Below are 11,572 nucleotides of genomic sequence, written 5' to 3'. Positions count from 1 at the left end.
GTTTTTCTAGGTATTGTCTATCTTGTATTTGGTTGTTTTACTGGCTCTTGGACCTTATTTAATTTTTCCGGTTTGTAAAGCTTCGATGATGCTATGAGATGCCAGAGCACGGCAAAAGCAGAACTTGTACTGGGTATTCTGACAATTGCTGTGGGTGTTTTGATGCTGTTAATAAAGAATAGGAAATTTAGAATAGGGTTGAATATTGCCGCAATTCCCATTGGAATATTGGCCTTTCTGTTTCCCAATAACATAACGGGTGTTTGTTCCAAAGTACACATGACCTGCCGGTCATTAACCCTTCCCATGTTAAGCTTAATAAGCATAGTTCTTGTAGTTTTTGCCGGTATAAATACGGTTTACTTGTGGAAATTTGAAAGCAAAGGGGAAATTTATGATGGCATATGCATTGACTTCAAATAGGATCTCCTTTCTAAATCTCAGAAAAAAGTCCTTTCGAACCTTTGCATTAATACTGGTAGTTGCAACCCTGTCTTTTGCACTTTTTGGAGGAACTGTCCTGTCCTTTAGCCTGAAGAACGGGCTTCGCAGTGTAGAAGCAAGGCTTGGTGCGGATTTGATTGTGGTTCCCCTTGGGCATGGTGGAGAACAGGAATCTATTCTTTTAACAGGAGAGCCGTCCTACTTTTATTTTAATAAAGAGATTGCCCAAAAGCTTCAGGAAGTAGAGGGTATTTCCAAACTGTCAACACAATTTTACCTCATTTCACTAAGTACAGGATGCTGTTCTCTTCCCGTGCAGATTGTGGGATTTGATCCGGCTACGGATTTTTCAATTCAACCTTGGATTCAAGAAAATCTGGGGGGAAATCTTGAAAACGGTGCTGTTATTATCGGAAGTGATATTATGATTGAGGATAACAAGCACATTAAATTTTTTGATAAAGAATATCCCGTGGCCGCAAAGCTTGACAAAACGGGGACCGGATTGGATCAATCCGTATTTGCTACTATGGAAACCCTTAAAGACCTATATTCCGGTGCAAAAGAAAAAGGCTTTTACTTTTGGAGGATACGGATTCCGATACCTATATTTCATCCGTACTGATTAAAGTTCGTGAAGGGTACGATATAGACCGAGTCATAACCAATATCCGAAGAAAAACGGATGGTGTCCAAATTGTCAGGACACAAAATTTAATTACCGGCATTTCAAAGAGCTTGGCAATATTATAACCTTCTTTTATGTATTTGCATTGGTGCTTTTGGGTGTAACATTGGTAATATTGATGGTGGTATTTTCAGCCTCAGCCAATGAACGAAAAAAGGAATTTGCTATTATGCGGATACTGGGTGCCACAAAGAAAAAGCTTGCTGCCATTTTGATTTGGGAGTCGCTGTATATCAGTATGTCAGGCGGTGTTATAGGAACTATGCTTGCAGCAATATTTGTATTCCCTTTTAATGTTTTCATTGGCGACAACATAGGATTGCCTTACATACAGCCTTCTCTTCTTTGGATTATAGCTATTTTACTGGGGACATTACTCGTAGCTTTTTCCCTTGGCCCAATTGCTTCAGCCTATTTTGCCGTTAAAGTCAGCCGTTCCCAAACTTATCTCACTTTAAGGGAGGGGGAGTAGAATGCTGCTTGAAGTAAGTAATCTCAGCAAGGAATATACCCGGACCAACCGGCCATTTTTCGCAGTCAAGGACGTTGGGCTGAAAATGAATTCAGGTGATTTTGCCATTATTATCGGCCGTTCCGGCAGCGGAAAGAGTACCCTCTTGAATCTAATCGGCGGACTTGTTTCTCCAACGGTGGGTCAGATCAGTATTGACGGCTGCAATATCATGTCCCTGAAGGACAGGGAATTATCTGCGTTTCGCAACTCCTATATAGGCTATATACCGCAAGGACATAGTATTTTATCGAATTTGTCGGTTCTTGATAACGTTCGTTTACCACATTATTTGCAAAAACGTCAAGGAGATGTCGATAAGAGAGCCCTATCGCTTTTGGAGCAGTTTGGCATTGCACATCTGGCCAATGCTTATCCACAGCAGTTGTCCGGGGGAGAACTTAGGCGGGTCACCATAGCCAGAGCACTTATGAATAAACCGAAACTTCTTTTGGCCGATGAGCCTACAAATGATTTGGATGCACAGACTACTTATGAAGTTATGCACCTGTTTTCGGAGATTGCCAATGAAGGTACGGCGGTTCTGCTGGTTACCCATGATCTTAGTACCATTCACTATGGAAAACATGTTTATCGAATGGACAACGGAGAATTAAAATCCCTTAATACATAGTATTCATATAAGTTTAATAAAAAACACTTGACATTGTGTATAGAGAAGTGTAATATTTTTAAACATAGTAATCATATATGATTAATATGAAAAGAAGAGGTGGTTGTTATGGACTTACATATTAGAGAAGCAGAAATATCTGACAGTGCATTGGTGCTCTCGTTCATTAAAGAGCTAGCAGAATTTGAGAGAATGGGCAAAGAGGTCACAACCACTGAAGCAGAGCTTCGGGAATCCCTTTTTCAAAAAAGACAGGCAAATGTTTTAATAGCCGAAATTGACGGTAATCCCGCAGCCTTTGCACTGTTTTATCCAGTATATTCGACCTTTTCCGGACGACAAAACCTCTTTTTAGAAGACCTGTTTGTGAAAGAAGAATATCGAGGCAAGGGTATTGGTAAAGCACTTATGAAACAGCTTGCAAAAATAGCTTTACAAAGGGGTGCGAAACGTCTTGACTGGTATGTACTTGAGGACAATAAAAGCGGCTCAAGGTTTTATAAGCATCTGGGGGCAGCTCCCCTTTTAGACCGGCGTACATATCGGATGAGTGAAAAAAGTTTGGAATCTTTAGCGAACGGAGTGATGACAAATGTCAAAAATAAATTTATCCCTTCCGGAAGTACAGATAAGGGAAATTCGTATTAATTCAATAACGGGTTATCAAGGAGATGCTGAGGAACTTGTAGAAGCCCGTGAATTCGGCTTGAAGGATAAAGAACGTTCCTTTAGCCAATGTCTGGGATGTGCTACCTCAAAAGCGGCTTGTATGACTGTGTTAATTCAGGATGGAGCAGTCATAAGCCATGGTCCGGTGGGGTGCTCATCTTGTCTGCATGAATTTGCCTTTACATATCGGGTGAATTATTCTTTACGCGGTATTGAACGCCCCACACCACGCCGCATCTTTTCCACCAATCTAAAGGAAAAGGATACGGTTTATGGAGGAAATATAAAGCTTGCCAATACCATTCGTGAGGTATATGAACGAACAAAGGCCAATGCTATTTTTGTATTGACCACATGTGCTGCCGGAATTATCGGCGATGATGTGGAGAGTGTATGTAACGAAGCTGAGGAGGAGTTGGGAATACCGGTGGTAGCCATCTTTTGCGAAGGCTTTCGTTCCAAAGTATGGACCACAGGTTTTGACGCAGCTTATCACGGTATTGCGCGCAAGCTAATTCAAAAACCAAGGGCTCAGCGGGATGACATGATTAATGTGATAAATTTCTGGGGCAGCGATGTGTTTGCCGAATGGTTTGCTCCCTTCGGTGCAAAACCCAATTACATAACTCCTTTTTCTACAGTAAACGGATTAAAATATGCCAGCGAGGCTGTTGCTACTGTCCAGGCTTGCTCTACACTGGGAAGCTATCTTGGGGCAGTGCTGGAACAGGATTTTGGTGTTCCTGAAATTCCTGCCGCACCACCCTATGGTATTGCACAAACGGATAGATGGTTCCGGGCGTTGGGAAAGATTCTCGGCAAAGAAGAAATTGCTGAAAAAATCATTGCAGAGAAAAAGAAAGAGTATCTGCCCAAAATCGAAGCTACGGGAAAAGTTGGCCGGAAAAACGGCTTATGTAACAGCAGGTGCGGCCCATGGCCATGCGTTGTTGGATGTGCTGGGAGAGCTCGGCATGAAAGCGGTCGGTGCAGCGATTTTCCATCATGACCCCATCTATGACAGCGGACGAGAGGAAAACGACCAACTGGCACAGCGTGTAGCCGATTATGGAAATGTTTTTAACTACAATGTTTGCAACAAGCAGGAATTTGAACTGGTCAATGCCTTAAACCGTATCCGTCCCGATGTACTGCTGGCCCGGCATGGCGGCATGACACTGTGGGGAGCAAAACTGGGCATTCCGTCACTTTTAATTGGCGATGAGCATTACTCCATGGGTTATGAAGGGCTGGTCAATTATGGTGAACGGCTTTTAGAAGTTATCGAAAACGACGAATTTGTAAAAAATCTCGAAAAGCATGCCATCAATCCATACACGAAATGGTGGCTTGAGCAGCCGCCGTATTATTTCCTGAAAGGAGGTGCCGGTAGATGAGTAGATCAGGATTGATTGAACAAGAACGTTTTACCTGTGCAATCGGTGCTTTGCAAACCGTGGTGGCCATTCCGCGGGCCGTGCCGATTCTTCATTCCGGTCCCGGCTGCGGCGAGATGATTGCCGGATTTTTTGAACGGTCAACGGGATATGCCGGAGGATGCACATCTCCCTGCACAAACTTTACCGAGAAGGAAGTTGTGTTTGGCGGAATCAACCGGCTGCGGGATATTATAAAAAATACCTATAAAGTATTGGACACGGATTTGCAGGTGGTGTTGACCGGTTGCACTGCCGGTATTGTCGGAGACGATGTGGATAGCCTGGTTTCTGAATTTGCCGAAGAGGGTAAACCGATTGTATCCGTGGAAACTGCAGGATTTAAGGCCACCAATTTTGAAGCTCACAGTCTTGTGGTTAATGCCATTATCGATCAGTATGTGAGCCGGTTTGAAGATGAGAATAAGCCAAAGTCGCAAAAAAACACGGTGAATCTTATAGCTTCCATCCCGTATCAGGATCCGTTTTGGAAGGGTAATCTGGCCGAATACAAGCGTCTGCTTGCCGGTATTGGGTTAAAGGCAAATGTTTTATTCGGACCCCAGTCAGGAGGGGTAAAAGAGTGGCAGTCCATACCGACAGCCCTTTTCAATATTTTGGTTTCCCCATGGTACGGAAAACCCATTGCGGATCACCTTAAATCCAAATACGGGCAAGAATATACATGGTTTCATCACATTCCCATTGGTGCCAATCAAACGGAGGCGTTCCTAAATCAAGTTGTGGAATTTGCAATCGAGCAAGGAGCCGATATTGACAAGGCAGCAGCCCAGGAGTTTATCCGGCACGAGTCCAATGCCTACTATGAAGAGATTGATAACCTTGCCACTTTCCTTTTGGAGTTTCGCTACGGTCTTCCCAACCATGCCCATATTCTTCATGATGCGGGATATGTTGTTGCACTGTCTAAGTTCTTACTGCACGAGGTGGGAATTGTACCAAAGGAACAATTCATTACAGATGCTACTCCAGAAAAATTTCATGAAGCCATTCGCGCCGATTTGAAAAGCACCAGCGATAAAAAGGAAATTCCACTTTGTTTTGAGCCCGATGCGGGAAAGGCACAGGAGATTTTACGGGGGATCCATCATAACGGCAGAGGTCTTATCATCGGCTCCGGATGGGATAAGGAGCTGGCAAACGAAAAAGGCTATGATTTTCTTTCAGCGGCTATACCTTCTCCTTACCGGTTGGTCATGACAACTAATTACGCAGGATTTACAGGAGGGCTCCGGGTTATAGAGGACATCTACCAGATGGTTCTTTCAACCTATGAGTAGGGAGGGTGGCCGTATGAGTTATCGCATTGGGTTTGCAAGTATTGACGGCACAGTCATTGACCAACACTTTGGTTCGGCCAGATACTGGCAGATATATGACGTGGATAAAGAAGCACATTTTGTGGAGACACGGAAAACGGCTGCCAAATGTCAGGGCCATTGCGAAGGCGGATTTGACCATCTGATTTCAGTGTTGGATGATTGTGATGCAATATTTGTTTTGAAAATAGGTGAGGCTGCGGCAGCTGTTATGATAGCCAAAGGCAAAAGGGTCTTTGAAGCAACCGGTGAGGTGGAAGATATTCTTGCCCGGTTGGTAGGCAGCAACTTGCTTAAGGAAGACAGTTAGGGGGGAATTTTATGGCATTTACATATGAAGATCTGAAAAAAAATCATCCCTGCTTTGCAGCGGGAGCTAAAAACAATAAGGGGCGTGTTCATTTGCCGGTATCTTACGGGTGCAATATTGCCTGCAATTTTTGCAAGCGTGACATCAATGATACGGATAACCGTCCCGGTGTTGCAAGCGGAATTATTACACCTCAGGAAGCTGTAGAGACAGTGAGAAGGGCGGTGGAGCTTTGCCCCGATATTACTGTGGCAGGGGTGGCCGGGCCGGGTGATACCTTGGCAACACCTTACGCGCTGCAAACCTTTCGCCTTATCAAAGAGGAATTCCCCCATATTATAAAATGCATGAGCACAAACGGACTTCTTTTGCCGGAATATGCTGATGAGATTATTGATGTAGGCATTGACAGCCTAACTGTCACCGTTAATGCAGTTGACCCGAAAATACAGGCACAGATTTGCGAGGACATTGTCTATCATGGTAAGTGCTATGAAGGAATTGAAGCCGCGAAAATTCTTATTCAAAATCAACTTGCCGGAATTAAGAAAGTATCCCAATCAGGAATAACCGTAAAAGTAAATACGGTATTGATTCCGGAGATCAATGCGGATCATGTGGTGGAGGTGGCAAAGACTGTTGCACAGCACGGAGCAAAAATCTATAACATCATTCCCCTGATTCCCCAGCACAAGCTTAGCTGGTGCAGCACACCGGGATGTGATCTCATCAGCAAAGTGAGGTCACAAGCCCAAGCTTATATCAATGTATTCCGGCATTGCCAGCGTTGCAGGGCAGATGCTGCCGGAGTTCCCGGCGGTAAGGATATATCCGAAAAGTTATATATTCGTCCTGTAAAATTGGAAAATACCTTTTCCCATGCTAAAAGCCAGCTTAGCCCAAAACATAAGAGTTTATGAATGCTATTTTTCTATATGCTGAACAAGTTGAAAGTTAACATAATTTAAAACTAAGATAGCTTTGTGGCCTAAAGTTTAAAATGTACTGGTGTAATTTAGAATAATTGAAAAATAAAGTAAATAGCTGCAACAAGTATAACTTGATGAAATAAAGCAGTAAATTTATCAATCCTTTAGGAGGTGGTTTGATATGTGTAGTGACTGTGACATGGCGGAAATGCCCCGATGTATACTTTTAAATTTATTTATAGGAGGAGATTTACATGGCAAACGAATTAGAAAAAACTACATATCGATTTGATACGCAAAGACTGCGGGCGGGCTATGATCCAAAGGAGCATAACTATGCTGTATCGCCGCCCATATATCAAACCACTTCCTTTGATTTTCGCGATGTGGAGCATGCAAAAGCTTTATTTGGACTTCGCGAATTGGGAAACCTTTATACCCGCATTGGAAATCCTACGGTTGCTGTACTGGAACAACGAATCGCAGCTCTTGACGGAGCCAGCGGTGCGGTGGCACTATCCTCCGGTATGGCAGCAGTAAGTTACACTCTGCTCAATGTTGCAGAGGGTGGAGGACGCATTTTGACTTCTCCGTATCTTTATGGCGGCAGTGCGGATAGCTTTAAGAAAGTTTATCCTAAATTCGGCATAACCTTCGATTTTGCTAAAAATATAGAAAATCCTGAAAAGCTTGCGGAAGAGATTAAGCCCGATACCAAAGCAATCTATGTGGAAAGCATCAGCAATCCCAATGGCGTTCTTTTGGACATTGATGCGATTGCAAAAGTCGCCCATGAACATGGTATACCTTTGATTGTAGACAATACGGTTGCAACGCCGTACTTGTATAACCCTATTTCCCATGGGGCTGATATTGTGGTCTACTCTGCCACCAAAGGCTTGACAGGGCACGGAAACGTTATTGCCGGACTGGTACTGGAAAGCGGTAAATTCAACTGGCAGAGCGATAAATTCCCTCAGTTTTCGGAAAAGTATTATACCCTGCGGGATATTAACGATAACAACCGCAGTTTTCTCGAAGTATTTCCAGAAGCTCCTTTTACCGGCAGGATACGCTTTAACTATCTGAATTACTTTGGAGCGGCACTATCGCCCTTTGACGCTTACCTTGTTTTAATCGGATTGGAAACCCTGTCTGAGCGCATTGAAAAACAAGTGCGTAATGCCGGTATCCTCGCGGAATACCTAAAAACTCACAAGTCGGTGGAATGGGTTCGTTATCCCGGTTTGAAGGATAGCCCGTATCATGAGCTGGCACAAAGGGATTTTCCAAAGGGAGCAGGGGGCATCCTGTCATTCGGTTTCAAAGGAACAACGGAGCAAAGGGAGGCTTTCTTGAACTCAGTGAAGCTTTTTAATTATCATGTCAATATTGGAGATGCCCGCAGCCTGATTGTAAATTCTCCGCAGACCACCCATAGTGAGTTGGAACCAGAAGAGAAAAAAATTGCCGATATTCCCGAAAACTTAATCCGCATATCGGCAGGTCTTGAAGATCCGGCGGATTTAATAGCGGATTTGGAACAGGCGTTTGAAAAGGCTAATACATAATTTTGTAAAGGGGTGTGTTTTATCATGAAAGGTTTTATAAAATTGATCAGTGCAATTGCTCTGTTTTCCATTTTTATAAGCTTGTTTTCCGGATGTGGCGCGACGAATACGGGAGGAACCCAGGATAACGGGAAAACGGGGACATCTGCAGTAGAATATAAATATGGAAAAATCGATATTCCAGGTAAAGACGGCTCCCTTTGTGGTGCACCTATCTATATTGCATATGAAAAGGGCTTTTTCAAGGAGCAGGGCTTTGATGTCAACCTTATCTCCGCAGATACCGAAACCCGTAAAATCGGTTTGAACAACGGTACCATCCCGATTGTTAACGGAGACTTTCAGTTCTTTCCCTCTATTGAAAACAATGTGAAGGTAAAGGTGGTGGACGGTCTCCACTATGGATGCATAAAATTGATTGTTCCGAAGGATTCACCGATTCAAGGGGTTCAAGACCTTAAGGGAAAAAAGATCAGCGTTGATGAAATAGGCGGTACTCCCCATCAGGTAGCATCCGTGTGGCTGGAGAAAAACGGAATTTCTGCAAAACAGGAGGACGGAGAAGTTACGTTCCTTCCTTTCTCCGACGGAAACCTGGCAGTGGAAGCCTGAGAAAAGGGGAAGTCGACGTGGCGGCGCTGTGGGATCCCTTTGGGTCCGTTCAGGAAAAGACGGGAAATTTCCGCGTAATTCTTGATATTTCCAAGGATGAACCTTTTGCCGGAAAATACTGCTGTTTCCTTTACGCTTCGGAAAAGCTGCTTGATGAAAAACCTGAACAGGTTGCCGCATTGCTGCGTGCATATAGGGCAGCTCAAAACTGGATTTCGGAAAACCCGGAAGAAGCCGTCGACATTATAATAAGCGGTAAATATGCACAGATTGAAGACAGAGAATTAGCCATTAAGCTAATAAAGAGCTATCAATATCCTTCTTATGCCGAACGGGAAAAGAATAAAACACAAGTACGCGACAATGTTTACTATTTTGCCGAGCAATTGAACCAAATTGGATATTTAAAGACGGATCCTGATGCTTTCACAAAGGGTGCTTATGTCGAAGTAGACATTAACCTGGGTTCATAACATTCGTCAAAGGTTGTTTCCGCCCGGTGACCAAAAGAATCCGGGCGGAAATAATAAACAACCCACAGGAGGTATTCTGCTATGTACAATTTATTAAAACTACAAAACCTAACATCCTCGGAATTAAAAATAAAGCAACAATATGGAAGACTAAAAACGGTTTCGGCTAAAAATTGGGGTACTAATTTTGCACTGACATTGATTGGGTTTACTGTAGCTATAGCAGCCAATATTATGGTAAAGCAAGTGGCAAATGTGGAAATCAAAACTTATTTTGTTGCAGGAATTCCCTTTACATTTAATTTGCTTTACCGATTGGTCTTAGTAGCGATTATTTTGTTTTATGCCGGTATAGGAATATTTTCATATTCTGATCCTATCCGAAGAGAAAAGTTTTCCAAGCAGGCTCCTTTTCGTTTCGCTTTGGGTCTGGCTATTACAGCTTGGGATATATTAGGAACAAAGCTTCTTTTATTACCGCAGCCGTTTTTTCCGGGACCGGCAAAAATTCTTGAATCCTTTTTGATTGAAGGGGACTTCATTTTACAAAATACCCTTTACTCCATTAAACTTTTTTTGGTGGGATTTACTCTTGGTGTGGTGTTTGGGGTGGGTACGGGAATCTTAATCGGTTGGTTTCCAAAGGTATATTATTGGGTATATCCAGTATTAAAGATTACCGGTGTCATTCCTGCCGTAGCGTGGATGCCCTTTGCACTGACTCTTTTCCCTTCTCCGTTTTTAGCAGCTGTTTTTCTTATTGTAATATGTGCATGGTTTTCCATTGCGGCTCTCACAGCACAGGGCATACAATCCACCCCAAAGTATCAGTTTGAAGTGGCTCGAACACTGGGGCAAAAACGCCATTTTTAGTATTCCATGTTGCAGTGCCTCAGGCAATGCCCCACATTTTTACCGGCATTTCCAATGCCAATGGTTTTGCTTTTACAACTTTGGTGATGGCTGAGATGATGGGGCAGCCGGAGGATTAGGGTATTACATAAACTTAAGCAAGGCATGGTCTGCCTACTATAAGGTATTTGCCTCCATTCTCGTTATGGCCGTACTGTTCAGTCTAATTATGAAAATACTGGGGTTGATTCGGGCAAATGTGCTCCGGTGGCAGAAAGGATGGGTTAAGGAATGAGCAAAAACTTATCGGTAATCAGTGATGTTATTTTACATATAGAAAATGTAAATTACACTTATTATGACGACTCCGGAAGCCATGTTGAGGTGCTTCGGGATATCAATTTATCCGTCCGCCGCGGAGAATTCCTTTCCATCATAGGTTCCTCCGGGTGCGGAAAGACGACGCTTTTACGGCTTATAGCAGGTCTTGAGAAACCTGAAACAGGAACCTGATTCTTAACGGAGAGCAAATCTTCGGACCGGATCCGCAGCGGGGCTATGTTTTTCAAAATGGAGGTCTTTTTCAATGGCTGACTGTTGAGAAAAATATCGCAACCGGACTTAAGGCACGCCATGTTTATAAGGAGAATAAAGACCGTGTGGCACATTATATAGATCTGATCGGACTTAAGGGCTTTGAAAAATCTTACCCTCATCAGTTAAGCGGAGGTATGGCTCAGAGAGTTGCTATTGCGAGGGCTCTTATCAATAATCCCAAGGTATTGCTTCTTGATGAACCAATGAGTGCCTTAGATTCCTTTACCCGTTCCGATATTCAGGATAAATTGCTTGAGCTTCATAAAGAAAATAAAACGACAATGATTCTGGTAACCCACGATGTGGATGAAGCAATCTATCTTTCCGACCGAATTGTGGTTATGACTCCGCGGCCCGGAAAAATCAATGAGATTATGGAGATTAATCTTCCGCATCCCCGCCATCGTGGAGGGACCGAGTTTCTTTCACTTCGCCGGAGTATTTTAGAAAAATTACATCTGGCAAGTGCATTGCCACAACCGGAATATACTATATAGATTATGGAG

Annotated in this window: 9 protein-coding genes and 4 pseudogenes; all 13 read left to right on the top strand. The window is 43.3% G+C overall.

Features of this window, described 5'->3' with window-relative positions; translation table 11 throughout:
- Positions 1 to 93 precede the first annotated feature (93 nt).
- On the top strand, positions 94 to 423 hold the full coding sequence (locus JCM21531_RS04680) for a DUF4418 family protein (RefSeq protein WP_243467222.1): 330 nt from the start codon (positions 94 to 96) through the stop codon (positions 421 to 423).
- On the top strand, positions 395 to 1,069 hold the full coding sequence (locus JCM21531_RS20600) for a hypothetical protein (RefSeq protein WP_243467221.1): 675 nt from the start codon (positions 395 to 397) through the stop codon (positions 1,067 to 1,069). The genes JCM21531_RS04680 and JCM21531_RS20600 overlap by 29 nt, the downstream gene beginning before the upstream one ends.
- Positions 1,070 to 1,220: 151 nt before the next feature.
- Positions 1,221 to 1,604 (top strand): FtsX-like permease family protein, encoded by a 384-nt coding sequence (locus JCM21531_RS20595; RefSeq protein ID WP_243467228.1) that lies wholly within the window; start codon positions 1,221 to 1,223, stop codon positions 1,602 to 1,604.
- Between the two features lies 1 nt (position 1,605).
- Entirely contained in the window at positions 1,606 to 2,277 is a 672-nt protein-coding gene (locus JCM21531_RS04670) for an ABC transporter ATP-binding protein (protein WP_038287775.1), read from the top strand.
- Between the two features lie 108 nt (positions 2,278 to 2,385).
- A complete protein-coding gene (locus tag JCM21531_RS04665; protein WP_038287774.1) occupies positions 2,386 to 2,925 on the top strand; it encodes a GNAT family N-acetyltransferase in 540 nt (179 codons plus the stop codon).
- Positions 2,870 to 4,343: pseudogene (locus JCM21531_RS04660) on the top strand (nitrogenase component 1). Before JCM21531_RS04665 ends, JCM21531_RS04660 begins: the two are co-directional and overlap by 56 nt.
- Positions 4,340 to 5,683, top strand: coding sequence for a nitrogenase component 1 (locus tag JCM21531_RS04655; protein ID WP_038287772.1), 1,344 nt, complete (start codon positions 4,340 to 4,342; stop codon positions 5,681 to 5,683). Before JCM21531_RS04660 ends, JCM21531_RS04655 begins: the two are co-directional and overlap by 4 nt.
- 13 nt (positions 5,684 to 5,696) lie before the next feature.
- On the top strand, positions 5,697 to 6,032 hold the full coding sequence (locus JCM21531_RS04650) for a NifB/NifX family molybdenum-iron cluster-binding protein (protein ID WP_038287769.1): 336 nt from the start codon (positions 5,697 to 5,699) through the stop codon (positions 6,030 to 6,032).
- A gap of 11 nt (positions 6,033 to 6,043) precedes the next feature.
- Complete coding sequence (locus JCM21531_RS04645) at positions 6,044 to 6,952, top strand: radical SAM protein (RefSeq protein WP_054847002.1); 909 nt, start codon at positions 6,044 to 6,046, stop codon at positions 6,950 to 6,952.
- A 263-nt stretch (positions 6,953 to 7,215) separates the two neighbouring features.
- Positions 7,216 to 8,532 (top strand): O-acetylhomoserine aminocarboxypropyltransferase/cysteine synthase family protein, encoded by a 1,317-nt coding sequence (locus JCM21531_RS04640; protein WP_038287766.1) that lies wholly within the window; start codon positions 7,216 to 7,218, stop codon positions 8,530 to 8,532.
- 24 nt (positions 8,533 to 8,556) lie between these two features.
- Positions 8,557 to 9,617, top strand: a pseudogene (locus JCM21531_RS04635) (ABC transporter substrate-binding protein).
- 81 nt (positions 9,618 to 9,698) lie between these two features.
- Positions 9,699 to 10,764 (top strand): annotated as a pseudogene (locus JCM21531_RS04630) (ABC transporter permease).
- Positions 10,761 to 11,563: pseudogene (locus JCM21531_RS04625) on the top strand (ABC transporter ATP-binding protein). The pseudogenes JCM21531_RS04630 and JCM21531_RS04625 overlap by 4 nt, the downstream one beginning before the upstream one ends.
- Positions 11,564 to 11,572: the final 9 nt, after the last annotated feature.

It is taken from the genome of Acetivibrio straminisolvens JCM 21531 (assembly GCF_000521465.1).
Classification (GTDB): Bacteria; Bacillota; Clostridia; order Acetivibrionales; family Acetivibrionaceae; genus Hungateiclostridium; species Hungateiclostridium straminisolvens.
Note: the sequence above shows the minus strand (reverse complement) of the source record. Positions and strands in the feature narration are given on the sequence as shown.

What these genes read in the sequence shown, in the direction of transcription:
- JCM21531_RS04680 (WP_243467222.1), top strand. Translation starts at nt 94, where the DNA reads ATGAGATGCCAGAGCACGGCAAAAGCAGAACTTGTACTGGGTATTCTG.
- JCM21531_RS20600 (WP_243467221.1), top strand. Translation starts at nt 395, where the DNA reads ATGATGGCATATGCATTGACTTCAAATAGGATCTCCTTTCTAAATCTC.
- JCM21531_RS04670 (WP_038287775.1), top strand. Translation starts at nt 1,606, where the DNA reads ATGCTGCTTGAAGTAAGTAATCTCAGCAAGGAATATACCCGGACCAAC.
- JCM21531_RS04665 (WP_038287774.1), top strand. Translation starts at nt 2,386, where the DNA reads ATGGACTTACATATTAGAGAAGCAGAAATATCTGACAGTGCATTGGTG.
- JCM21531_RS04655 (WP_038287772.1), top strand. Translation starts at nt 4,340, where the DNA reads ATGAGTAGATCAGGATTGATTGAACAAGAACGTTTTACCTGTGCAATC.
- JCM21531_RS04650 (WP_038287769.1), top strand. Translation starts at nt 5,697, where the DNA reads ATGAGTTATCGCATTGGGTTTGCAAGTATTGACGGCACAGTCATTGAC.
- JCM21531_RS04645 (WP_054847002.1), top strand. Translation starts at nt 6,044, where the DNA reads ATGGCATTTACATATGAAGATCTGAAAAAAAATCATCCCTGCTTTGCA.
- JCM21531_RS04640 (WP_038287766.1), top strand. Translation starts at nt 7,216, where the DNA reads ATGGCAAACGAATTAGAAAAAACTACATATCGATTTGATACGCAAAGA.